19 protein-coding genes and 1 pseudogene are annotated in these 23,885 nt (G+C 62.1%); 10 read left to right on the top strand and 10 right to left on the bottom strand.

The window, feature by feature from the left end; all coding sequences use genetic code 11:
• Nucleotides 1-121 precede the first annotated feature (121 nt).
• Nucleotides 122-1,399 (bottom strand): peptide antibiotic transporter SbmA, encoded by a 1,278-nt coding sequence (gene sbmA / locus ACQY1J_RS09655; RefSeq protein WP_430251311.1) that lies wholly within the window; start codon nt 1,397-1,399, stop codon nt 122-124.
• 129 nt (nt 1,400-1,528) lie between these two features.
• On the bottom strand, nt 1,529-2,716 hold the full coding sequence (locus tag ACQY1J_RS09650) for a YbfB/YjiJ family MFS transporter (protein ID WP_430251310.1): 1,188 nt from the start codon (nt 2,714-2,716) through the stop codon (nt 1,529-1,531).
• Between the two features lie 306 nt (nt 2,717-3,022).
• Here ACQY1J_RS09650 and ACQY1J_RS09645 point away from each other — a divergent pair, with 306 nt between their 5' ends.
• On the top strand, nt 3,023-3,238 hold the full coding sequence (locus ACQY1J_RS09645; protein WP_062455558.1) for a hypothetical protein: 216 nt from the start codon (nt 3,023-3,025) through the stop codon (nt 3,236-3,238).
• 53 nt (nt 3,239-3,291) lie between these two features.
• Here ACQY1J_RS09645 and map read toward each other — a convergent pair whose 3' ends face one another.
• From map to ACQY1J_RS09615, 6 genes are all read right to left on the bottom strand, one after another.
• Nucleotides 3,292-4,050, bottom strand: a complete 759-nt coding sequence (gene map / locus ACQY1J_RS09640) for a type I methionyl aminopeptidase (RefSeq protein WP_430251309.1) — start codon at nt 4,048-4,050, stop codon at nt 3,292-3,294.
• Between the two features lie 58 nt (nt 4,051-4,108).
• Nucleotides 4,109-5,152 carry an LLM class flavin-dependent oxidoreductase gene (locus ACQY1J_RS09635; RefSeq protein ID WP_430251308.1) on the bottom strand — a complete coding sequence of 348 codons (1,044 nt, stop codon included), beginning with the start codon at nt 5,150-5,152 and terminating at the stop codon, nt 4,109-4,111.
• A gap of 222 nt (nt 5,153-5,374) precedes the next feature.
• Nucleotides 5,375-5,839: an SRPBCC family protein gene (locus ACQY1J_RS09630; RefSeq protein ID WP_430251307.1), complete on the bottom strand. Its 465-nt coding sequence runs from the start codon at nt 5,837-5,839 to the stop codon at nt 5,375-5,377.
• Nucleotides 5,840-5,925: 86 nt separating this feature from the next.
• Entirely contained in the window at nt 5,926-6,687 is a 762-nt protein-coding gene (locus tag ACQY1J_RS09625) for an ABC transporter ATP-binding protein (protein WP_430251306.1), read from the bottom strand.
• Complete coding sequence (locus ACQY1J_RS09620) at nt 6,684-7,712, bottom strand: FecCD family ABC transporter permease (protein WP_430251901.1); 1,029 nt, start codon at nt 7,710-7,712, stop codon at nt 6,684-6,686. The genes ACQY1J_RS09625 and ACQY1J_RS09620 overlap by 4 nt, the downstream gene beginning before the upstream one ends.
• Before the next feature lie 44 nt (nt 7,713-7,756).
• Nucleotides 7,757-8,782, bottom strand: coding sequence for an ABC transporter substrate-binding protein (locus ACQY1J_RS09615; protein WP_062582824.1), 1,026 nt, complete (start codon nt 8,780-8,782; stop codon nt 7,757-7,759).
• Nucleotides 8,783-9,037: 255 nt separating this feature from the next.
• Between ACQY1J_RS09615 and mqo the strand changes: the two genes are divergently transcribed.
• The 4 genes from mqo (at nt 9,038) to ACQY1J_RS09595 (ending at nt 12,778) form a co-directional block, all read left to right on the top strand.
• Nucleotides 9,038-10,702 (top strand): malate dehydrogenase (quinone), encoded by a 1,665-nt coding sequence (gene mqo, locus ACQY1J_RS09610; protein WP_430251899.1) that lies wholly within the window; start codon nt 9,038-9,040, stop codon nt 10,700-10,702.
• 159 nt (nt 10,703-10,861) lie between these two features.
• Nucleotides 10,862-11,569, top strand: coding sequence for a glutathione S-transferase N-terminal domain-containing protein (locus ACQY1J_RS09605; protein ID WP_430242950.1), 708 nt, complete (start codon nt 10,862-10,864; stop codon nt 11,567-11,569).
• A 44-nt stretch (nt 11,570-11,613) separates the two neighbouring features.
• The gene (locus ACQY1J_RS09600) at nt 11,614-12,084 is read left to right on the top strand and encodes a GFA family protein (protein WP_430251305.1); all 471 of its coding nucleotides are present in this window, start codon (nt 11,614-11,616) and stop codon (nt 12,082-12,084) included.
• Nucleotides 12,085-12,241: 157 nt separating this feature from the next.
• Complete coding sequence (locus tag ACQY1J_RS09595; protein WP_430251304.1) at nt 12,242-12,778, top strand: SH3 domain-containing protein; 537 nt, start codon at nt 12,242-12,244, stop codon at nt 12,776-12,778.
• A gap of 4 nt (nt 12,779-12,782) precedes the next feature.
• On the opposite strand, the gene ACQY1J_RS09590 is transcribed toward ACQY1J_RS09595, so the two are convergent.
• The gene (locus tag ACQY1J_RS09590) at nt 12,783-14,117 is read right to left on the bottom strand and encodes a D-alanyl-D-alanine carboxypeptidase (RefSeq protein ID WP_062455530.1); all 1,335 of its coding nucleotides are present in this window, start codon (nt 14,115-14,117) and stop codon (nt 12,783-12,785) included.
• Between the two features lie 512 nt (nt 14,118-14,629).
• On the opposite strand from ACQY1J_RS09590, the gene ACQY1J_RS09585 reads away from it, so the two are divergent.
• A complete protein-coding gene (locus ACQY1J_RS09585; protein WP_192086213.1) occupies nt 14,630-15,721 on the top strand; it encodes a hypothetical protein in 1,092 nt (363 codons plus the stop codon).
• A 42-nt stretch (nt 15,722-15,763) separates the two neighbouring features.
• Here ACQY1J_RS09585 and glpK read toward each other — a convergent pair.
• Nucleotides 15,764-17,256: pseudogene (gene glpK / locus ACQY1J_RS09580) on the bottom strand (glycerol kinase GlpK).
• A gap of 247 nt (nt 17,257-17,503) precedes the next feature.
• Between glpK and ACQY1J_RS09575 the strand changes: the two are divergent.
• The 4 genes from ACQY1J_RS09575 (at nt 17,504) to xdhB (ending at nt 23,861) form a co-directional block, all read left to right on the top strand.
• Entirely contained in the window at nt 17,504-18,454 is a 951-nt protein-coding gene (locus ACQY1J_RS09575; protein WP_082472015.1) for a GGDEF domain-containing protein, read from the top strand.
• A 156-nt stretch (nt 18,455-18,610) separates the two neighbouring features.
• Nucleotides 18,611-19,387 (top strand): 3-hydroxybutyrate dehydrogenase, encoded by a 777-nt coding sequence (locus tag ACQY1J_RS09570; RefSeq protein ID WP_113167739.1) that lies wholly within the window; start codon nt 18,611-18,613, stop codon nt 19,385-19,387.
• Between the two features lie 662 nt (nt 19,388-20,049).
• The gene (gene xdhA, locus ACQY1J_RS09565) at nt 20,050-21,522 is read left to right on the top strand and encodes a xanthine dehydrogenase small subunit (protein ID WP_430251303.1); all 1,473 of its coding nucleotides are present in this window, start codon (nt 20,050-20,052) and stop codon (nt 21,520-21,522) included.
• Entirely contained in the window at nt 21,522-23,861 is a 2,340-nt protein-coding gene (xdhB, locus tag ACQY1J_RS09560) for a xanthine dehydrogenase molybdopterin binding subunit (protein WP_430251897.1), read from the top strand. Before xdhA ends, xdhB begins: the two co-directional genes overlap by 1 nt.
• Nucleotides 23,862-23,885 lie beyond the last annotated feature (24 nt).

The following is a 23,885-nucleotide window of genomic DNA, read 5'->3' as shown; positions in this document are numbered from 1 at the left end:
CGGAAAGCCTGAACTCCAAAATACCCTTATTGCGCCGCCTGCCCTTCCCCTGAACGAGAAACCGCGCCGGACTAGTCACCCGGCGCGGCCAAAACTGCTGTCTGCTATCTGGAAACGACGATCAGGTCGGCTTGTTCGCCGCCATCTCCCCGCCTTCCGCTTCACGCACCAAGTAATTCCGGTCGATCTCCGGCAGCGGCTCGCCATCGATCGCCGCCTCGAAGGCCTTCAGGCGCTTATGGATCGATAGAAGCTCGATGATCGTGGTCCAGGAATTGACCAGATACTGGAACGAGTTCGACACCTGCCCGAAGGCCGTGGCGATCTGCTGGTAGATACCATAGGTAATCTTGCCGGCGACGATGGTTGGAACCAGCATGAACAGCAGGAAAAGCCCGTCCGCCTGGATGTAGAAATAGCGGGCGACGTTGAAATAGAGGTAATGCCAGTACATGCGGAAATAGTTCTTCCGCACATTCCCGTAGAGTTCTCTGACCGTCGCAGGCTGGGCGCGATCGGCATGGTCCTCGCCGTAGACAAGTTCCTTGCGGTAGGCGGCTTCAACGCGCTGATTGCGGAAATTCAACCCCGGAAGCTTGACGCCGACAGTTGCCAGAAGAACGGTACCAAAGGTTGCCCAGAAGATCGCCAACCAGAACAGCGCATGCGGTATCTGCCCGATAATCGGCAGTTCCGTCACGTAGCTCGACAGTCCGAACAGGATCGGCAGGAAGACGATCAGGGTCATCACGGAATTGATCAGCGTGATGCCAAGGCCTTCCAGCGTCGCGGAGAACCGCATCGTATCTTCCTGGACACGCTGCGATGCGCCTTCGATATGGCGCAACTGCTCCCATTTCGACATGTAGAAGTCGTTCATCGCCGTGCGCCAGCGAAAGATGTAGTGGCTGGTGAAGAAGTCCGTGAGGATCGATACGGCCATGCTGAGGAAAGCCACCTGCGCGAAGATCAGCATCAGACTGTAGAAGTCCCATGCCGTCGTCCCCGGCTTGCCCTGCAGGGCGTTCATCAGCGTATCACCGAAAGGACGGCGCCAGTTGTTGATGACGACGGTCACCTGCACGCCGAAATAGGTGACGGCGACGATCAACAGGGATCCCCACACCGACCAGCCGATCCACGGATTGTAGCGATCGATGAAACTCCATGCGGCGCCGAACGACAGCATGCAGATTGCAAAATAGGCATAGAAAAAGACATTGGACGGCATCAGGAAGAAGGTGAGGTCATATGGTTCCACCGCCCCCTCCGGCGCGCCGAAGCCAAGACTGTCGCCGATACCGGCAAAAACAAAATACCAGGCGAGGACAGCGACAAACGCAAATGCGATCGCCGAAAGGAAAAACAGTTTTGGTCGGGGAAAGAAGGAGTGGAACACGGAGCGCGCGCTTTCCTGAGTTCGATTCTAGGATGATGTCGGGGTGGACGATGTGGCCGGAAACTAAGGCAGTTCCAAGGGAGCGGCAATGGCTCCCCACCATTGTTACATAAATGTAAGCATCAGCCCTCAGGCGTCCCGTCGAGGCACATACCGGATCAGCGGCAATGCCAGCCCGACGCACACGACAAGGGCGCCGGCTGCAATCAGCGACGGTAGCGTGAAACTGCCGCTCCGCTCCGCTATAAACCCCGCCACGAGCGGCCCGACGATCTGCCCTGTGCCGAAGGCGGCGGTCATGAAGGCAAAGGCGCGGCGTGGACTTTGCGGCGCAAGCTGGCGCCCGAGCTGCAGCCCGTAAGCGGTAACGACCATGAACGTCGCCCCGAGCAGCAACCCGCCGAACAGCGCACCGGAAACCGCCGGCAGCATCACAGAGCCGAGCACGCCGAGCCACAGCAGCGCGATGGCGGCGCAATAGGCCGCCCCGAGCCCGAGCCGCCTGACGAAGGGCTGCCAGGCAAACAGCGAAACCGCGGCCGCACAGCCGGTGACGAACCATGCCAGAAACTCGACCACCGACCCGGCATTGCCCATCCGCGCAATCGCGACAAGAAAGGTGGCTGTTATCACGTAACCGAAGCCAAACAGGCCATAGGACAGCGTTATCAGCACCAGCGGCCGGTTCCACACGAGCTTGGGCTCGACGGGTGCCCGCGTCTCTCCGGCCGGCCGCGGCAATCCGCGCGACACGAGAAGGAAGACAAGGAGCGCGATCGCCGCACCCGCAAACCAGTTGATCCGCCACCCGTGCGCCGCATCACCCGCCACCGTGTTGACTATGAATGCGAGCGCCGACGACAGCGCGATGCCGGCGCCGACGCCGCCGTAATGCAGCATGCCCACTGCCGGTCGCCCCACCGCATGCGGCAGCACGACGGCGGAGGTAAAGATCATCGAAAACGCACTGGCGAGCCCGGCGAGAAAGCGGATCACCACAAACACCGGGACCGATGTCGAAAGACCCATGGCCGCCAGAAGAACTGCAGTCGCCAGCAATCCTCCGAGCGCCACCTGCCGCTCGCGACCTGACGCCCAGCCATAGGCCGAAAGCACGGCACCGGCCAGATAACCCGCAAAGTTACCGGCTGCAATCGTGCCCGCATCGGCAGCCGAGATCGGAATGCCCGCAATCATCCCCGGCAGCACCGGTGTATAGAAGAACCGCCCGAACCCCATCGCCGCCGCCATCGCAACGCCGCCGGACACGCCGATCATAAGGGGGTTTCGAACCTGAGGCGTAGAGATCTGCAACATGCCGCCTTATCCCAGCGGCGGTTGCGCTGCACAATGCAGAAATTGTCATCGCTGCGATGACGAGCGCTGATGGGTGGTCGAGCAGCCGCAAATTCGGGTCACCTGCAATCCCATTCCCGACACCACAAATCACGACTTCTGTCGCTTTGCTGACACGAATGACGGGCATTATATGAAGGTCGACAGGGGCTCCGGTGATTCGGATGTCCCGGCCGGCGTTCATTTTAGGAAATCTACGCATCGTACCCTTCGAATGCCGTTTCAGGTGTTCGGATCGATTTTGTAGGGATGATGGAGTTTATATTGATGAACCAGGATCTTACCCGTTCGGACGTGATGTCCGACCCTTTGATCTCGCAGCTGCGCGAGGCCGACCAGATCGGCAACGCGGCGTTTGCCCAGTTGCTCGAAAGCGCTGCCCGTCGCCAGACCAGCCTGATGATGGACAAGCTCAATCAGGAGCGCGCCGACGCTTTCTATCGCAGGCTGGATATCGTCTGCAGCAAACACAAGAAAAGCTGATCGGATCGACCCGGCCGACTCTTCGGCCGGTCTGCTGACAGAGCTAGGATAGCCTAGTCTGCCAGCGTCAGGATCAGCGGCCCGTTGCGCGTCACCACGATCGTGTGTTCGAACTGCACGGTCGGCGCCTTGGGTTGACTGTAGAGCGTCCACGGATCGCTCTTGTCGTCGCCGTCTTCGGCCCATTCGCCGCCGAGAGACAGGAACGGCTCGATGGTAAACACCAGCCCCTCCTCCATGATACGGCTTTCCTGCGGATCCGGCCATGTCGGCACTTCACCCGGCTCCTCGTGCAGCGAGCGGCCGATGCCGTGGCTGGAAAGATTGGTGATCAGCGTATAGCGGTTCTTCTTGGCAAACGCCCCGATCGCGTTGCCGATGCCGGCAATCGGCTTTCCCGTCTTCACCTGCTGCAACCCGGTCCACAGCGCCCGCTTGCCGTCGCGGCACAGCTTTTCGACCTCGCGCTTGACCGGCGGCACGCAGAATGACGCGCCGGTATCGCCGTAAAATCCATCCTTGAGCGCCGAAACGTCGATATTGACGAGATCGCCAGCCGCAATCGCCCGGTCGCCGGGAATACCGTGCGCCACTTCCTCGTTGACGGAAATGCAGGTCGCGCCGGGAAACTGGTAGTCATGCTCCGGGGCCGACTGCGCGCCACTGTCTTCCAGAAGCTTGCGGCCGATCGCATCCAGTTCGCGGGTGGTGATCCCGGGCTCGAGCGCCTTGCCCATCAGATCCACCGCACGGGCGCAGAGCCTGCCGATCTCCTTGAGCTTTGCAAGCTCGTCTTCGTTCGAAATGATCATCCGTCCCGCACGTCCACTCTCTGTAAGGTCGCCGGTTTCGCGCCAACGACCCGGCCCGTCAAATGCTTTTTGGGCTCCCGATCTCTTTTCTGACGATCGGCGCCACTTTCGTGCCGTAGAGTTCAATGCCGCGCATGATCTGATCATGCGGCATCAGGCCGATCGCCATCTGCAGCATGAAACGGCTCATGCCGAACACCGTGTGGGCAGCGATGATCTTTTCCGCCACCAGCTCCGGCTCGCCGACAAAGAGATTGCCGATCGGACCACGGGCCTGGTCGAAATGCGCCCGGTTGGTCGGCCCCCAGCCGCGCTCGCGACCGATCCGGTCCATCACAGAAGCCTGCGGCCCGTAGAACTGCTGGGCAGCCATATCGGTCGTGTCGGCGATGAAACCATGGACAGCGATGCTGGTTGGCAGAGCGGCGGCATCGTGCCCGGCCCGCGTCGCCGCCTCGCGGTAAAGCTTGAAGAACGGCGCAAAGCGCGGATATTCCCCGCCGATGATGGCGACCGCAAGCGGCAGGCCCATGGCCCCTGCCCGCGCCACAGACTGCGGCGTACCGCCGACCGCGATCCACACCGGCATCTGGTTCTGCAACGGCCGCGGATAGACGCCACGGCCATTGATCGGCGCACGCTTCTCGCCCTGCCAGGTCACGATCTCGTTGTCGCGCAGCGCGAGCAGCAGATCGAGCTTTTCCGAAAACAGGTCGTCGTAATCGCCAAGGTCGTAGCCGAACAGCGGGAAGGATTCGATGAACGAGCCTCGCCCGGCCATGATCTCGGCCCGGCCGCCGGAGATGAGGTCGACCGTCGCGAATTCCTGAAACACCCGCACCGGGTCTTCCGACGACAGAACCGTGACGGCGCTCGTCAGCCGGATGTTTTTCGTCCGCACAGCCGCCGCCGCAAGCACCGTCGCCGGCGACGATATCACATAGTCGGCCCGGTGATGTTCGCCGAGCCCGAACACGTCGAGTCCCACCTGGTCGGCAAGCTCGATCTCCTCCAGAAGGTTCGTCACCCGCCGTGCCGCCTCCCCACCCTTGTTGAGCGTGGTCGGGTCGAGATCACCGAAAGTGTAAAGGCCGAGTTCCATCGTCAGAAGATATCCGGTTGCTGATGCCAGTTACATAGTCACCGGACAGACATCCCGCAAACCGGATTTTCTCGAACGGTTCGTTCGATTGAGTGGATAGGCAAAAAGGAATCCGTTTTCAGACAGTTGAAGGCAAACCCGGATTCACGTCGTCAGCCGCACCGTTGGCGGATTAAGGACACGAGCAATAGGACCCAACAGCTTGAAAGGACTCGGTGAAACCTACATCTTCTTGGCAATCTCGGCCATCTGGTCCGCAACCACGCCCCAGCCTTGCTCGAACCCCATGTCCCGGTGGGCGATCATGTCTTCCTCGGCCCAGTGGACGGCAGTTGCCGTGTAGCGGGAGCGTCCGCCGCCGATATCCTCGAACTCGATAATGCCGGTCATGAACGGCTTGGCCGAGGGCACCCACCCGGCGGTATAGGCGTCGGTGAAGACGATCTTCTTGTTCGGCACCACTTCCAGATAGACTCCGGCATTCGGCACCGTTTCGCCTTCCGGCCCCTGCATCAGCACAAAACTCTCGCCGCCGGGGCGAAGGTCGGCGCGCGCCTGCGTCACCTTCCAGGGCAGCGGGCAGAACCACTCGCCGAACCGCTCAGGCGTCGTCCAGACCTTGTAGAGTTTCTCGGCCGGCACATCGAACTCGCGGACGATCTGCAGTGCGTAAGCGGCGTGTGTCATCCGTCTCTCTCCCGTGCGTGTTCAACGTGCTGAGGACATGAGCCTACAACGAATGCGTCGCGAGGGAAGTGTGAATCCAGGATTTTCTATCGCAGATAGTGGATATGCGGCCGCCCGTGATGCGACGAGGTTTCCACCCGCGCATCGACCGAAAACACGTCCCTCAGAAGTTCCTGCGTGATGATCTCCTCCGGTGTCCCTGATGCAACGATCTTGCCCTGCTGCAGGATGATCAGGCTGTCGCAGAACATCGCGGCGTGGTTGAGATCGTGCAGCGCGATCACGCTTGTGACCGGCAGACCGGCAACCAGCCGCATGAGGCTGATCTGGTGCTGGACGTCGAGATGGTTGGTCGGCTCGTCGAGGATCAGTTCCTTCGGCGATTGCGCGAGCGCCCTGGCTATATGCACGCGCTGCCGCTCGCCGCCCGACAGGCTCTGCCAGCGGTCGTTGCGCTTTTCCACCATGCCGGAGCGTTCCAGCGCCTCACTCACCGCCTCGTCGTCGTCCAGCGACCAGCCCGAAAACATCGACCGGTGCGGAAACCGCCCGAGCTTGACCACATCGATCACGCGCAGACTGGAATTGGTCGTCGCATGCTGCTCCACGAACGCCACCCTCTGCGCGATCGCGCGGCGCCCGATCGTGCCGATATCCCGGCCATCAAGCGTCACTTTGCCCGCATGCGGGGTCTTCAATCCCGCGATCAGGCGCAAAAGCGAGGTCTTGCCCGATCCGTTCGGCCCGAGCAGCCCAACGATCTTACCCGGTTCGGCCGCGAAGGACACGCCATCGAGAATGGTCTTGCGGCCGATCTTCCAGCTGAGATTTTCCGCTTCGATGCTCATGACGACTTCTGGAACCGGTAGAGAATGACGGAGAAGAACGGCACGCCGACCAAAGCCGTGACGACGCCGATCGGCAGAACCTGCTGCGGGATCAGCGCCCGCGAGGCGATATCGGCCAGCACCATGAAGATTGCACCGACGATGGCGCAGGCCGGCAGCAGCCGGATATGCAAAGGCCCGACGATGAACCTCGCCGCATGCGGCACGACGAGACCGACAAAGCCGATCGTTCCAACCATCGAGACGATCGTCGCCGTCATGATCGCCGTCAGCGCAAACAGCACGATGCGGGCCCGACCGACATTGACGCCGAGCGAGGCGGCCGCCTCGTCTCCGAAGGCAAACGCGTCGAGCACCCGCGCATAGAACAGGCAGACGATCAGGCACACGCCGACGATGACCGAGACGAGCATGAATTCCGGCCAGCGCACGCCGCCGAAACTGCCGAGCAGCCAGAACATCACGTCGCGCGCCTGCTGCGCGTTGCCGGATGTGGTGACGATATAGGAGGTTGCCGCGTTGAACAGCTGCGATGCCGCAACGCCTGCAAGAATGGTGCGGTCCGCCCCGCCGCGCGCGCCGTTCGACAAAAGCGCCACGAAGAAGAAGGCCGCGAATGCGCCGGCAAAGGCACCGGCCGAAAGCGACACCGTTCCGGCACCGAGGCCGAGAATGACGATTGCCACAGCCCCGGTGGAGGCGCCGGCGGAAATGCCCAGCACATAGGGTTCGGCCAGGGGATTGCGCAGCAGCGACTGCATGATGGCGCCCGACAGCGCGAGACCCGCACCGCAAAACGACGCGACCAGCGCCCGGCTAAGGCGGTAGTCCCAGATCACAGTCTCGTGGATGCGGTTGAGCGCGATCGCCGTCCAGCCCAGCCGGTTGGTGATCGCGGCATAGGTCGTCGAAAGCGGGATCGGCAGATCGCCGATCCCGACGCTCACTCCGACCACGAGACCGATGGCGGCCAGTGACGCCAGCAGTAGGCCGAACAGGACGGCAAGCTGCCGCCCAGTCTGCAGCCCCGGCTGCCGGCTCTGCTGCGGGATCGGTCGCTGCGTTTCGCTCACTTCAGGAGACCAAGCGCCTTGAGCTGCGAGGCCACCTGTTCGGCGCCGTAGATCGTGCGGATCGTCGGGTTCATCGCCTGACCGTCCATCACCACCATCGCCTTGTTCTTGACGGCCGCGATCTGGCTGACGGCCGGATCGGTGGTCAGGAACTTGATCTTGGCGTCCGGCTTGTCGAGCTCCCAACGGTTGCGGTCGAGATTGGCGACCACGATCACATCGGGATTGGCAGCGATGATGCTTTCCCATCCAAGCGTCGGCCATTCGGCTTCCGCAGTCACAGCATTCTTGCCGCCCAAGAGATCGGCGATAAAGCCGGAGGCCGCGTTCTTGCCGCCGAGATAGGCATCGGCGGTCGGCGACTGGCTGGAGAACCAGAACAGGTAGGAGAGTGTCTTGCCGTCCTTGGCAACGCTCGAACGAAGGGCTGCCTCACGCGCCTTGAAATCGGCGATGACCGCTTCGCCACGCTCGGAAACGTCGAAGATCTGCGAAAGCTCGGCGATCTCCTTATAGAGCAGGTCCATATTCCAAAGCTGGTCGCGGCTGCCGTATTCGTTCTTCACCTTTTCGGTGGAAAGGCAGGTGCTGGGCGAGATATAGGTGGGGACGCCGACTTTCTCGAAATCCTCGCGCTTGGCAACCTTGCTGGTCGGGCCGATCAGGCTCGGCAGCGCGGCGGCGGCAAAATCCGGGTTCTGCGCCAGAATGCTCTCGAATGTCGGGAATTCGACAGTCAGCAGCTTCACCTTGGCATTGGCTTCTTCCAGTTGCGGCAGAACCTTGCTCGGCCAGAAAGCGGTTCCGACCATCCTGTCCTCGAGCCCGAGCATCAGCAGGATTTCCGCGCTGTTCTGGCCAAGTCCGACGGCCCGTTCCGGGGCCTTATGGAAGGTGACGGAAGCGCCGCAATTGTCGATCGTCAGCGGGTACTGGGTTGCCGCCTCGGCAAGATCGGCAGTCGCGAGACCAAGAGCGGCGCAAAGGCCGGAGACGGCCAGAAGAGACTTAATCGCTGTCACGAGAGTGGTTCCCTATTGAAGGACGATGGGCGCACGGGCCCTATATCCACGCCGCCGGATCAAAACAAGATGAATTCAATCATCTTTTGAAGAACAGCCGCCGCGTCACGCTGTCCTACCGACAAAATGCCGCAACGGGGGCTTGTCGGTCTATGATAAATCCCTTAGAGACCGCCGCGGGAGGAGCGAAACACCAACAATTCCGAGGTGGCGATGCCTTCCAAGAACAATAACATTTCGTCCTCCACAAGCGGCATGGCGGTCAGCCGTCGCCAGCTTCTCGGCTCCGCTGCGGGCGGCGCTGCTGCACTTGGCGCAACGACGCTTCCGAGCTGGGCGCAAACCACCTCTCCCGAAAAGACGGTCGACGTTCTCCTCGTCGGCGGCGGCATCATGAGCGCCACGCTCGGCGTTCTCATCTCGCAGCTCGAGCCGACCTGGACGATCGAAATGATCGAGCGCCTCGACAAGGTCGCGATGGAAAGCTCCAACGGCTGGAACAACGCCGGCACCGGCCACTCGGCGCTCGCCGAACTCAATTATTCGCCGATGGACAGCAACGGCAATGTCCAGATCAACCGCGCCATCGAAATCAACGAAGCGTTCCAGGTCACCCGTCAGTTCCTGGCACACCAGGTCGATGTCGGCGTTCTGAAGGATCCGCGCTCGTTCATCAACTCGACGCCGCACATGAGCTTCGTCTGGGGCGAAGACAACACCGCGTTCCTGGCCAAGCGCTTCGAAGCGCTGAAGGCGAGCCCGCTCTTCTCCGGCATGGAATTCTCCAACGATCACGCCAAGATCGCCGAATGGGTTCCGCTGATGATGGAAGGCCGTGACGCGAACCAGAAGCTCGCCGTCACCTGGAGCCCGCTCGGCACCGACGTCGAGTGGGGCGAAATCACCCGCCAGTACGTGGCGCACCTGAAGGCCCAGCAGACGTTCACCCTGCGCACCTCGTCGGAAGTCGACGACATGCAGAAGAACGACGACGGCACCTGGACGGTCAGCTATTCCAACCGTGACACCGGCGCATCCGAAACGGTCCGCGCGAAATTCGTCTTTATCGGTGCCGGCGGCGGTGCATTGCCGCTTCTGCAGATGTCCGGCATTCCGGAAGGCGACGACTATGCCGGCTTCCCGGTCGGTGGTTCGTTCCTCGTCTGCGACAAGCCTGAGATCGTCGAACGTCACCTCGCCAAGGCCTATGGCCAGGCCGAGACCGGCGCTCCGCCCATGTCGGTCCCGCATCTCGACACGCGCGTGCTCGAAGGCAAGCGCCACATCCTGTTCGGCCCCTTCGCCACCTTCTCGACGAAGTACCTGAAGGAAGGCTCGCTGTTCGATCTGCCGGCTTCGGTCACGCTCGACAACATCTGGCCGATGGTCAAGGTCGGCACCGACGAGTTCGCGCTCGTCCAGTATCTCGCCGGCCAGCTGATCATGTCCGACAACGACCGCTTCGAAGCGCTCAAGGTCTACTTCCCCAATGCCAAGGCCGAGGACTGGCGCCTGTGGCAGGCCGGCCAGCGCGTGCAGATCATCAAGCGCGATCCCGTCAAGGGCGGCGTGCTGAAGCTCGGCACCGAGATCGTCGCAGCCAAGGACGGCTCGATCGCAGCCCTTCTCGGCGCTTCGCCTGGCGCCTCGACCGCAGCCCCGATCATGCTCGACGTTCTGAAGAAGGTGTTCGCCGAAAAGCTGAAGACACCGGAATGGCAGGAACGCGTCCACACGATCGTTCCGAGCTACGGCCAGAAGCTGAACGAGAACCCGGACATGCTTGCCAAGGCATGGGCCGCCACGGAAGCCCGTCTGCAGCTGGCCATCGCCTCCCCGGCGGTCAACGCAGCAGCCGCCGCCAGCGCAACGGTAACTCCCGCTGGCGACGTCAAGAAAGTCCCGGACATCGCTTTGTAATCGCGGCGGCCTGGACGGAATGAATGGAGCCGGGTGTCCGCAAGGACGCCCGGCTTTTTTGTGGTGCAATTCGGGCTGACAGCCACGGAAACGTTTCCTCTTTTCCACGGACAGTCACCGAACTAGGGTGTTCTGGATAGTTCAACCCGAGGATCCCCCATGGCCGATCTTTCCGCTTATCCGATCACCACCCGCTGGCCCGCCCAAAACCCTCAAGTCCTTCAGCTCTATTCGACGCCCACGCCGAATGGCGTGAAGGTTTCGATCATGCTGGAGGAGACGGGCCTGGCTTACGAGCCGCATTTCATCAATATCGGCGCGAACGAGACCTGGGAGCCGGAGTACCTGTCGCTCAACCCGAACGGCAAGATCCCGGCAATCCTCGATCCGGATGGTCCCGGCGGCAAGCCTCTGGCGCTGTTCGAATCGGGTGCGATCCTGATCTATCTTGCCGAAAAGACGGGACAGTTTCTGCCCGCCGACCCGGCCGGCCGTTACGAGGCGATCCAATGGGTGATGTTCCAGATGGGCGGGCTCGGTCCGATGTTCGGCCAGCTCGGATTCTTCCACAAATTCGCCGGCAAGGATTTCGAGGACAAGCGCCCGCGCGACCGCTACGCCAAGGAGAGCGCACGGCTGATCCGAGTGCTGGAAACAAGGCTCGCCGGTCGCGACTGGGTGATGGGCGATGAATACACGATCGCCGACATTTCCATGCTCGGATGGGTTCGCAACCTGATCGGCTTTTACGGTGCCGGCGACCTCGTTGGATATGAAGAGCTTGTCCATGTGCCGGAATGGCTGGAACGCGGCCTAGCCCGTCCCGCCGTGCAGCGCGGACTGGACATCCCGAAACGCCCCGCCTGACATTGTCAGCATGATGCGCTATCTCCTCGGGGTCACCTGAGGAGATGCCGATGCCGAAACTGCCGCTCGATGGGTCCTGCCGCTGCGGCGAAATCCGCTTCCGGATCAGCGCAGCGCCGCTGGTCACGATGGCCTGCCACTGCAAGGGTTGCCAGAAGATGAGCGCCAGCGCCTTCTCCTGCTCGGCCGCCATTCCTGCCGATGGTTTCGAGGTCACAGCGGGAAAGCCTGTCATCGGCGGCATGCATGGCGACGATGTCCATCACTACCACTGCTCGCGCTGCAAGAGCTGGCTCTACACGAAGGCGACAGGGATGGACGGGTTCGTCAACATCCGGCCGACCATGCTGGACGATGCCGACTGGTTTGCGCCGTTCATCGAAACCTTCACCTCGACGAAATTCCCCTGGGCAAACACGGGCGCCACCCACAGCTTCGCGGAATTTCCGCCGATGGACGCTTACGAAGGGCTCGTCAGGGACTACCGGGCGCAGGCCGGGAGCGACGACCGATAACCCCATCGTGAGTGCATCGTGTCCCCGGAGCCGGCGTTGATTAACGCCCTGCTAACCACGACCGACTTGAATGCCGCAGCCGGCCTTAGCTGGCTGCAGCAACGATGGCGGGTTAATGAAAACAAACGGAAAAATCGGAACGCGCGCCAGAGGAGCCTTGCCCGCTCTCCTGGTCCTGATCGCCATCCTGTCACCGGTCGAAACGGGGGGCAGCGTGCCGCAGGCGCAAGCCGCGTTCAACGACGGCTGGAAGAAAGGCCGCTCGACCGGGTTTCCGATCCCCCGCTTTGTGTCGCTGAAATCACGAACGGCGCATATGCGGGTCGGGCCCTCGCTGGATCACCCGACATCCTTTGTCTATTCCGCCCGTGGCCTGCCGCTTGAAATCATCGAGGAATACGGAAACTGGCGGCGCGTGCGTGACCAGCAAGGCGCGAGCGGCTGGATGTTTGCAGCGCTTCTCTCCGGCAACCGCACCGCCGTGGTCGGCCCCTGGATCAAGGAGACGGTGCCGTTGCGCATCGCGCCCGCATCCGACGGGCGGCCGGTGGCGCAGCTGCAAGCGGAGGTGAAACTCGATATCGTCAGGTGCGACGGCCGCTGGTGCCGCGCGCAATTGCAGAACCGGCGGCTTGCCGGCTTCGTCAGACAGGCGGATCTGTGGGGCGTCTATCCCGGCGAAACGATCGAGTAAGGCCTCAGCGCACCACGAAACAGGTCATCGATTTCGCCTGCAGCGAGGCGCAGGCGCTGGCGGCAACCTCCCGGCTGGCAAATCCAACAAAACGTGCGCGAAAATACTCGCGGGCGCCATCCTTGTAACCCTCGACGCTTGGTGCCGCCGGGCCGAACCCGCCTGCGAGAACCGGCAGTGCCCGCTCCAGCATCGCGGTCGCGGCCCTGCGGCTGCCGGCGGCGGCAACCTGGATGCTCCAGCCTGCGGCGTTCGACGCGGCATCCACCTGCGATGCAGCGCTCGACGCATCGGCGACCCGCGCGGAGGGCAAGGGAACCGGCGGTTCGATGCCGGTGCGCGACTGGGTTCTGCCGCCAGCACTGGCAGCGACAGTCCTCTGGCTCGACGATGCCATGCCGGGAGAAATCTGACGGCGCGGCTGTTCGGCGTAGGAGAGGACCTGGCCCGCCGCCGGAGCTCCCGCCTGGCCCCCAGGCTGGACGCCGGGACGCTTTTGCGGCTCCGCCGTCGCCACAAGCGCACCGCCTGCCGGCCGCATCGGGTTGGTATACTGATCGAGCAGCGCCGCCATCTGGTCATCGCGCTTGCGGGCGGACTTGCCGCCCATCACCACGCCGATATAGCGCTTGCCGTTGACGACAACGGCGCTTGCCAGATTGTAGCCGGAGGCGTTGACGAAACCGGTCTTGATCCCGTCCATGCCGGGATAGCGGTACATGAGATTGTTGTGGCCGCGGATGGTCCGGCCGCGGAACACGAACGACCGCATCGAAAACAGCTGGTACTCGCTCGGATAGTCGCGGATCAGCGACAAAGCCAGGATCGCCATGTCGCGGGCGGTGGTGATCTGGGCCGGATCCGGCAGGCCCGACGCATTGCGGAACACCGTCTTCGACATGCCGAGCGCCCGGGCTTTTGCCGTCATCATCGTCGCGAACCGTTCTTCCGAACCGCCAAGACGATCGCCGAGCGCCGCCGCCGAGTCGTTGGCGGATCGGATGCCGGTGGCAAGCACCGCCTCGCGCACGGACAGCGTCTCGCCGGGCTTCAGCCCCAGCTTGAACGGGATCTTCGACGCCGCGTTCGGCGTCATGACGATCTGCTCGTCCCAGGTCATCCGGCCGCTCTTGATCGCCTCGAAGGTGAGATAAAGCGTCATCATCTTGGTGAGCGACGCCGGGTGGTTGAGCACGTCGCCATTTTCGGACGCAAGAATCTTGCCCGCGCTCACATCATAGATGAAATGCGCGTAACCTGCCTGCGCCTCGGTCCGGCCGGCAGCGACCGCCAAGCATGACACCAGAAAAAACGACAGAACACGCAGCAGCCGAACCATTCTACACCTTCTCGAATTTGCGGTGCGACCATAGGCGAGCGATACCGGCATGAAAATGGCGCTGCCGAATTTTACCCGGTATGATGTGTCTTTTTATGGGACACCGGTCGGACGGCGACCGCGGCCTGCGCTGATCCAATCGGAACGGATCGTCGTGCCAAGATGATAAATAAGCAACCTCTCCGTAAGATACGGCTCAAACTGCGGGCAGACGAAAGCGCGAGAAATAAATCCTGAGCGATTGTCGATGAATACATCGATCTGCTAAGAACAGTTACACAAACCGGAGGCGGTTGACGGAATTGGGGCAGCCATTGCAGACCTATAGAAAAAACAACGACGCCGACAGGCCGGCAAGCATAGTCTTGTTTGCCGCAACGCTTTTGAATACGGCCCTTGCTTTCTCCAACAGCCTACTGTTTCCGGTCAATTCGACTATCGCGTCCGTCGCTCAATTAGCGATTACTGCAGCAGCGATTGCTTTTGCTGTCCTGCGGCGGCCGCAGCTTCCGTTGAGCTTCTGGATCGCCTGCGCCTGCCTTGCTGTTTTTGCACTCTTGGCGTCGATCTGGAACGAGCTCAATTCGAAACATTACTACGACCTGATGGTCATCCCGATCTTCATCATCTTCGGAAGTGTCATCAGGCAATTTCCGTTCAAGGCCTTCAAGCTGATCATCGCTGCGGTCGGTGTCATCTGCTTTCTGGATGCGTTCCTGGTCGGCCTCTATACCACGCTGTTCAATCCCCTCTCGTTCTTCCGCAACACCCGCGTCTGGGTCTCCGACCAGCTCGCCAGCGGCTCGGACGAGATGGGGCTTTATCTCGGCGCCAACCGCGGCGGCGGAAGTTTCTTCGGCTTCCTGACCGATCACCGGATCGGTGGACCGTTTCTGGAACCTCTGTCGCTCGGATATTTCGCAGTCGTCGCCTGCATGTTCTTCGCCGTCTGGTTCCGGCACTACCCCTGGCAACGCGCGGGCGCATTTGCCGCCTGCCTGGTCCTGGCACTGCTGGCCGACTCGCGTGTGCCGTCCGCCATGATCATCCTCTTTTTCGGTCTGTCATGTCTTCAGTCGCATATCAGAATGGCATGGTCGGCTTGGGGTCCGGCCATCGTGCTGGTCGCGGCATTTTTCTTCTACATGATGAGTGATGGCCGGCTTGCCGAGTCCGAAACCCCTCGACGCATCGCCATCACATTCGATGTCGTCACCAGTACCAACATCTTCGAGTTGTTCTCGGGCGCCTTGAACGTGAGCCGGTTCGGCGACAGCGGCATCCTCTATCTCGTCTACGGTGCCACACTGCCAGGCATGTTGCTCTGCCTCTACCTCTTTTCAGGCGTCCTGAGTTCGACCCGCCTGACGCCGCCGATCCTGCCACTGATGGCATCGATCTACATCACCACGACGGCGCTGTTCGGCGGCGCGTTTCTCTCGATCAAGACGTCCGCACTTTTGGGAATCATGCTCGGAGCAGCATCGGTCGGCGCAGTTCGTTCCAAGTTGAAAGCACGATCGATGCGGAAACAGCCGGCTCCATTCAGTCAACCCGGCTACAAGCCCGACCTGGGAGCGGTCGGTCAACAAGCGACAAATTGACTGGTGCTAGATAAGCAAGAGGGCTGAGGCCAAAATTCCCCCTCACCCCTTCGTCAACGTCCGCCTTACCGCGTCCTTCCAGCCCTTGATCTTGGCAACCCGTGTCTTCGGGTCCATCTCCGGCTCAAACCGGCGTTCTCGCGCCCAGCTTTTGGCAAAAGCCTTGCGGTCTGGCCAGACGCCGGCCTTGGAGCCGGCGAGCCAGGCGGCGCCAAGGGCGGTGGTTTCGAGGATCTTGGGGCGATCGACCGGCGCGTCAAGGAGGTCGGAGAGGCGCTGCATCGTCCAGTCGGAAGCAACCATGCCGCCATCGACCCTCAGCACCGTGTCGCCGCTGCGGTTCTTCCAGTCGCGGCACATGGCATCCAAGAGGTCGCGGGTCTGGTAGCAGACGGCTTCGAGCGCCGCGCGGGCAATTTCCGCCGGTCCCGTCGCTCGTGTGAGGCCGAACATGGCGCCGCGCGCCTCCGCATCCCAGTGCGGCGCGCCCATGCCGGTAAAGGCGGGCACCAGATAGACGTCCTGCTGCGGATCCGCCTTTGCGGCGAGATCTCCCGATTTTGACGCCTTGTCGATGACGCCGATTCCGTCGCGCAGCCATTGCACGGCAGCGCCCGCGATAAAGATCGAGCCTTCCAGCGCATAGGTCGTCTCGCCGTCCAGCCGGTAGGCGATGGTGGTGAGCAGCCGGTTCTTCGAAGGCACCATGTCGCGTCCCGTGTTGAGAACGGCAAAACAACCGGTGCCATAGGTGGATTTCATCATGCCGGGTTCGAAACAGGCCTGGCCGATCGTTGCCGCCTGCTGATCGCCCGCAACGCCGAGGATCGGGATCTCGGCGCCGAACAGGGATTTTTCCGTCACGCCGAAATCGTCGGCGCAGTCCTTCACCTCGGGCAGCATGGCGGCCGGGATCTTGAGGATATCAAGCAGCGACTGGTCCCAGGCATTGTCGGCGATATTGTAGATCAATGTGCGCGAGGCATTGGTGGCGTCGGTGACGAAGCTTTTTCCCCCGTCAGCCGCCAGATCAGAAACGTATCGATCGTGCCGAAGCAGAGTTCGCCCTTTGCGGCGCGCGCCCTCGCCCCCTTCACATTGGACAGCAGCCAGGAAAGCTTGGTGCCGGAAAAATACGGGTCGAGCAGCAGGCCGGTGCGCTTCGAGAATGTCTTTTCGAGACCCTCGCGTTTGAGCTTTTCGCAATAGGATGCGGTGCGGCGATCCTGCCAGACGATGGCGTTGTGGATCGGCTTGCCGGTCTGGCGGTCCCACACGACGACGGTCTCGCGCTGGTTGGTGATGCCGATTGCGGCGATCTGCGATGCCTCAAGGCCTGCGGCCCTTAGCGCCTGCTTGACCGTCACGAGAACGCTCTCCCAGATCGCCTCCGGATCGTGCTCCACCCAGCCCGATTTCGGAAAGATCTGCGGAAACTCGGTCTGGCCGACACCGGCGATCTGCATTGTTTCGTCAAACACGATTGACCGTGTCGACGTGGTTCCCTGATCGATCGCCAGGATGTAACCCGCCATGCTGCCCTCCCTCACCATTTGCGCGTTGATCACGGTTTGAGCAGATGCCGCCGTCGCCGTCAAACAGCAACTCCCCGCCATGGAGGCTGGAATCGAGCGGGTGCCGCACCGTTATCCACAGGATCAGCGGCGAAACTGCTAAATTTCGCATTTGCCTTTTTGAGCGAGCGCCCTCTTTTGGACGCACCCATAGCTTTATGCGGTCTTTGGACCCCGCAGGGGACTTGTATCTTCAAAAGGAGCCGGGATGAATCCGACCCCCCCGATGGCGCTGCAGCCTTTCAGGAAATCACTGACGGCCAAGATCTTCATGATCTGCTTTTTGTCCATCCACGTGCCCTTGATCGCCGTGATCGCCTATCTCGCGATCGGTTTCGAAACCCAGCCGCTCACGCTTCTTCTGTTGCTGCTCGGCGCCACGCTGATCGGCACCGTGGCCTGCCTTTCGGGCCTTTGGCTGCTGCTGCGGCCGCTCCGCAGCCTGACGCGCGCGGTCAAAACCTATCGCGACGAAGGTCAGCCGGTGCGGATGTTTTCCAAAGCCGATGATGAGATCGGCGTGCTCGCGACGGCTGTGACCTCGATGGTCGCCGAAGTCGAAACGCTGATGCAGAAGCTGCGCCACCAGGCGATGACCGACCCTTTGACCGGGCTTGGCAACCGCCGCTGGCTGAGCGAACGCGTTGCGCAGGAACTGGCACGCGCCGAGCGCCAGGCGGAACCGATCTCGGTCATCCTGTTCGACCTCGACAAGTTCAAGACCATCAACGACAGTCACGGACACGATGTCGGCGACCAGGTTCTGGTGGCAGCCGGCGAAATCGCCACCAATTATGTCCGCCCCTACGATCTCGCGGCGCGGATCGGCGGCGAGGAATTCTGCATCGTCTTGCCGAAGACAACCGAGACGGAGGCCGCCGATATCGCCGAGCGGTTGCGCGCAGCACTCGCAAAGACCACCGTCACGCCGCTCGCGCAAGGACGTCTCACCGCAAGCTTCGGCGTCTACCAGGGGGAGGCCGGCGAGAGCTTCGCACAGATGCTGCGGGTGGCCGATACGCTGCTCTACGACGCCAAGCAAGGCGGGCGCAACCGCGTGCGTCAGGCCGCCAGAAACACGGCCGGCAACCCGGCGCGATCCCCGTCTCACGCGCAGGCGACCCATGCCGCAACCGGTGCGGGCAAGCCGGCAAACTGAAGCTTGCTGCACGGGCAAGGCTGGCGCCTGGCCCTTGCTCGCTCCCCTTCTTTCGGCACTCCTTGGCAATTGCCAGGGCGCAAGGTTTGAGCGTACCTTTCCGGTCGAGGCACCGCTCAAGCGCGGGCGCTTTGGCCTAGGGAGGGTTTTATAAAAATGGCAAGAACCGTCGTCGTCACCGGCTCAACGTCCGGCATCGGTCTCGGCATCGCAAAGGGTTTTGCAGCCGCGGGCGATACGGTCGTGATCAACGGCTTTGGAGAAAAGGACGCAATCGAGGCCGCCTGCCGGATGCTCGACGAGGCGGGTGCCGCAACCGTCCTCTACCACCCGGCCGACATGACCAGGCCCGGCGAGATCGAGGATCTGATCCGGAGCACGGCGAAGACATTCGGAACGGTCGACGTCCTCGTCAACAATGCCGGCATCCAGCATGTGGCAAAGATCGAGGATTTTCCGCCGGAAAAATGGGACCAGCTGATCGCCATCCTCCTGTCATCCGCCTTCCACACGATGCGCCACGCGATCCCGCTGATGAAAACGCAAGGCAAGGGCCGCATCATCAACGTCGCCTCCGCCCACGGCCTCGTCGCCTCGCCGTTCAAATCCGCCTATGTGGCCGCCAAGCACGGCATCATGGGCCTCACCAAAAGCGTGGCGCTCGAAGTGGCGCAATCCGGCATCACCGTCAATGCCATCTGCCCCGGCTTCGTGCTGACGCCGCTGGTCGAAAAACAGATCCCCGCCCAGGCCCGCGAAAAGGGCATCAGCGAAGCGCAGGTGCGAGACGAAGTGCTGCTGCGGCTGCAGGCCACGAAGGAATTTGTCGCGGTCGAGGACGTGGCCGCCGCGGCGCTGTACCTCGCGAGCGATGCGGCAAGAAGTATCACGGGGACGCATCTCTCCATCGATGGCGGATGGACGGCGCAGTAGTTTGGGCGTGGGAGGCGATTGGGAGCGAGTGCAACTGAGGAAACGGCACGTCTCCGCTTCCCTCATTCCGTCTCCCTGCGCGTGCTCTCCGTGGCCGCGCGTTGTCCTCCCCACGACCCTCATCCCTGTGCTTGTCACAGGGATCCAGTCACGCGAAGTCTTTCGCGTGGAGAGGCTCTTCCGCGTCGCGGACACGACGCTGCTGGGTTCCTGTGACAAGCACAGGAATGAGGAGAGTTGGGCGTGTGTTGCGACGGAGACGCTAGGTGGTCGCTGCGGCGGAAAGATCCGGACAACGCTCTCGGCTGAAAGGTTGCCTTCCGCGTCCCAGCCAAAAATATCTCCATCGACGTCGACCGCACTGCGCAGTAGACTTGCACGAAGCAAGCGATGTGGTGACGGCGCCACCCCCGTTTCCCTCATTCCTGTGCTCGTCACAGGAATCCAGTCACGCGAAGTCTTTCGCGTGGAAAAGCCCTTCCGCGTCGCGGACGCGACGCTGCTGGATTCCTGTGACGAGCACAGGAATGAGGAGAGTTGGGTGGGTGTCGCGGCGGAGACGTCGGGGCGTCGCGTCGCGGCAGAGACTTTGAGCGGATGCCTCGGCATCCGCCGCAATGAAATTGACAGCAGAAGCCGGGAACGGCGGACGAAGGAGACAGATGAGTTCAGCGATCCGCTTCATTCTCAACACGGAAGAGTTGAGCCTTGGAGATTTCGGCCCCACGGAAACGCTTCTCGATTATCTGCGCCTGAAGCGGCGGCTGACGGGGACGAAGGAAGGGTGCGCCGAGGGCGATTGTGGTGCCTGCACGGTGCTGGTGGGGAGGTTGAGCGAACGCGGCCTGATCTATGAAAGCGTCAATGCCTGTATCCGTCTGCTCGGATCGCTGCACGGAACCCATATCGTCACGGTGGAACATCTGGCCGCAAAGGATGGCATTCTGCATCCGGTGCAGCAGGCGATGGTCGACTGTCATGGCTCGCAATGCGGCTTCTGCACGCCGGGCTTCGTGATGTCGCTTTATGGGCTCTGGCTTTCCAACGAACAGCCGTCGCGCCAGGACATCGAAAGCGCCTTGCAGGGCAATCTCTGTCGCTGCACCGGTTACGAGCCGATCGTCAAGGCGGCCGAACAGGTGGCGGAAAGCCGCCCGAGCGCGCTGTTTGATCCGCTGGAACGCGACCGCACCGAAATCATGGGCAAGCTTTTCTCCATGCAGTCGGCGACCGACACGATCGTCGTGGAGAAAGACGGCGCACGCTCCATCGTACCGGCCTCGGTCGAGGCCTTTGCCGAAGTCTTTTCCCAAAACCCTGATGCAACCGTCGTGGCCGGCGCCACTGACGTCGGGCTGTGGGTGACGAAGCAGCTGCGGCTGCTCGACCCTGTCATTTTCATCAACCACCTCAGCGAGTTGAAATCGATCACCATCGAGGATGGAGGCGTCTCGATCGGCGCCGGCGTCAGTTATGCGGATGCGCAAGGCGTGATGGATGCGGTGGTTCCCGCCTTCGGCCGGCTGATCGACCGGATCGGCGGCAGCCAGGTGCGCAACATGGGCACGATCGGCGGCAATATCGCCAACGGATCGCCGATCGGCGACACGCCGCCGCCCCTGATCGCGCTGGGTGCCGAACTGACGCTGCGTTCCCATTCCGGTCGCCGCACGATGCCGCTCGACAATTACTTCATCGCCTATGGCAAGCAGGACCGGCAGCCCGGCGAGTTCGTCGAAAAGATCGTCGTGCCGCGCCCGGCAGAAGACAGCCATTTCGCCGTCTACAAGATTTCCAAGCGTCGTGACGAGGATATTTCGGCGCTGTGCGGCGCGTTTTACCTGATGCTCGATGCGGAAGGGCTGGTCGAGGAGATCCGCATCGCCTTCGGCGGCATGGCGGCAATCCCGAAACGGGCGACCCATGTGGAAGATATGCTGATAGGACAGCCCTGGAGCTGGGGCGTGGTCTCGGCCGTGCGCGACGCGTTCGATGCGGATTTCCAGCCCCTGACCGACTGGCGGGCGACCGCTGAATACCGCAGCCTGACCGCCAAGAACCTGCTGACGCGGTTCTTCCTGGAGACCGCCGGAGCACCGAGCGAGCTGCACCGGTTCGAGCTGGAGGAAGCATGATGGACAACACAAGCTTTCCGATGAAGCCCGTGATCGACGGCCCGATGCATGTGTCGCTGAAGCATGATTCGGCACACAAGCATGTGACCGGACAGGCCGAGTATATCGACGACATTCCAGAACCCGCAGGCACGCTGCATGGCGGTCTTGGCCTTGCCGATCGCGCCCATGCGCAGATCGTCTCGATCGACCTCGACGCTGTCAAAGCAGCCCCCGGTGTCGTCTGGGTGATGACGGCGGACGATATTCCGGGTGCCAACGACGTCGGCTCCACCGGCCGCCATGACGAGCCGCTGCTGGCGACCGATCTCGTGCAGTTCCATGGCCAGCCGATCTTTGCGGTGTTTGCGGAAACGCGCGACCATGCGCGGCGGGCAGCACTTCTGGCGAAGATCGAGTACCGCGACCTTCCGCACTGGAGCGACATCGCAGGCGCCCGCGACAACGGCGCGCCGTTCGTGACCGAGCCGATGACGCTGAAACGCGGTGAGCCGGAGGCAGAGATCGGCAAGCCGCCGCTTCGGGTCCAGGCCTCGATGGAGATCGGCGGCCAGGAGCATTTCTACCTCGAAAGCCACATCGCCTTTGCCATTCCGGGCGAGGATGACGACGTGATCGTCTGGTCCTCCACCCAGCATCCGAGCGAGGTGCAGCATATGGTGGCGCATGTGCTGGGCGTGCCGAACCATGCGATTGAGGTCCGCACACGACGCATGGGCGGCGGTTTCGGGGGCAAGGAGACCCAGGGCAACCAGTTCGCAGCCCTTGCGGCCGTCGCGGCAAAGAAGCTCAACCGGGCGGTCAAATTCCGGCCGGACCGCGACGAGGACATGTCGATGACCGGAAAGCGTCATGATTTCCGCGTCGATTACGATATCGCCTTCGACGAGGACGGCCGCATCCATGCGGTCGACGCGACCTACGCGGCGCGTTGCGGCTTTTCCGCGGATCTCTCCGGTCCCGTCACCGACCGGGCGCTGTTTCATGCGGATTCGAGCTATTTCTATCCGCATGTGCACCTGACCTCGCAACCGCTAAAGACCCACACGGTTTCCAACACCGCCTTTCGCGGGTTCGGCGGGCCACAGGGCATGCTCGGCGCCGAACGGATGATCGAGGAAATCGCCTACGCGGTCGGCAAAGATCCGCTCGAGGTAAGGAAACTCAATTTCTACGGAAAGCCCGGCTCCGGCCGCACCACGACACCCTATCATCAGGAGGTCGAGGACTGCGTCATCGCCCGCATTGTCGAGGAACTGGAACAGTCGAGCGACTATCAGGCGCGGCGCCAGGCGATCCTTGAGTTCAACGAGCAAAGCCCCGTCATTCGCAAGGGCATCGCGCTGACGCCGGTCAAGTTCGGCATCTCGTTCACGCTCACCGCCTACAATCAGGCCGGCGCGCTGGTGCATGTCTATAACGATGGTTCGATCCACCTGAACCACGGCGGCACCGAGATGGGCCAGGGTCTCTATACCAAGGTGGCGCAGGTGGTGGCCGATGCTTTCCAGGTCGATATCGACCGGGTGAAGATTACCGCGACCACCACCGGCAAGGTGCCCAACACATCCGCAACGGCCGCCTCGTCCGGCTCCGATCTCAACGGCATGGCCGCTTACGATGCCTGCCGCCAGATCAAGGAGCGGCTGGTGGATTTCGCCTGCCGGCAGTGGAAGGTGGACCAGTCGGAAGTGGAATTCCTGCCCAACCGCATCCGCATCGGCGGCGACACCGTGCCCTTCGATACATTCGTGAAGGCCGCCTATTACGACCGTGTGCAGCTTTCCGCCGCAGGTTTCTACAAGACACCGAAGATCCATTGGGACAGAGCGGCCGGAAAAGGCCATCCGTTCTATTATTTCGCTTATGGCGCCTGCGTGTCGGAAGTCTCGATCGACACGCTGACCGGCGAATACATGATGGATCGCACCGACATTCTCCACGATGTCGGCAAATCGCTCAATCCAGCGATCGATATCGGCCAGATCGAAGGCGCCTTCGTGCAGGGCATGGGGTGGCTGACAACCGAAGAACTGTGGTGGGACGCCAAGGGTCGCCTCAGAACGCACGCGCCCTCCACCTACAAGATCCCGCTCGCCTCCGACCGGCCGAAGATCTTCAACGTGCAGCTGGCGGAATGGTCGGAAAATGCCGAACCGACCATCGGCCGCTCGAAAGCCGTCGGCGAACCGCCTTTCATGCTGGCGATCTCGGTTCTCGAAGCGATCTCGATGGCGGTGGCAAGCGTTGCCGACTACACCGCCTGCCCGAGGCTCGATGCGCCCGCGACGCCGGAAAGGGTGCTGATGGCGGTCGAGCGGATGAAGGCTTTGGGGTGAAGAGCGATGCTGCAGCCGCATGAG

The organism is Neorhizobium sp. DAR64860/K0K1, assembly GCF_050500205.1.
GTDB classification, from domain to species: Bacteria; Pseudomonadota; Alphaproteobacteria; order Rhizobiales; family Rhizobiaceae; genus Neorhizobium; species Neorhizobium soli.
This window is presented reverse-complemented; position numbering and strand designations above follow the sequence as displayed.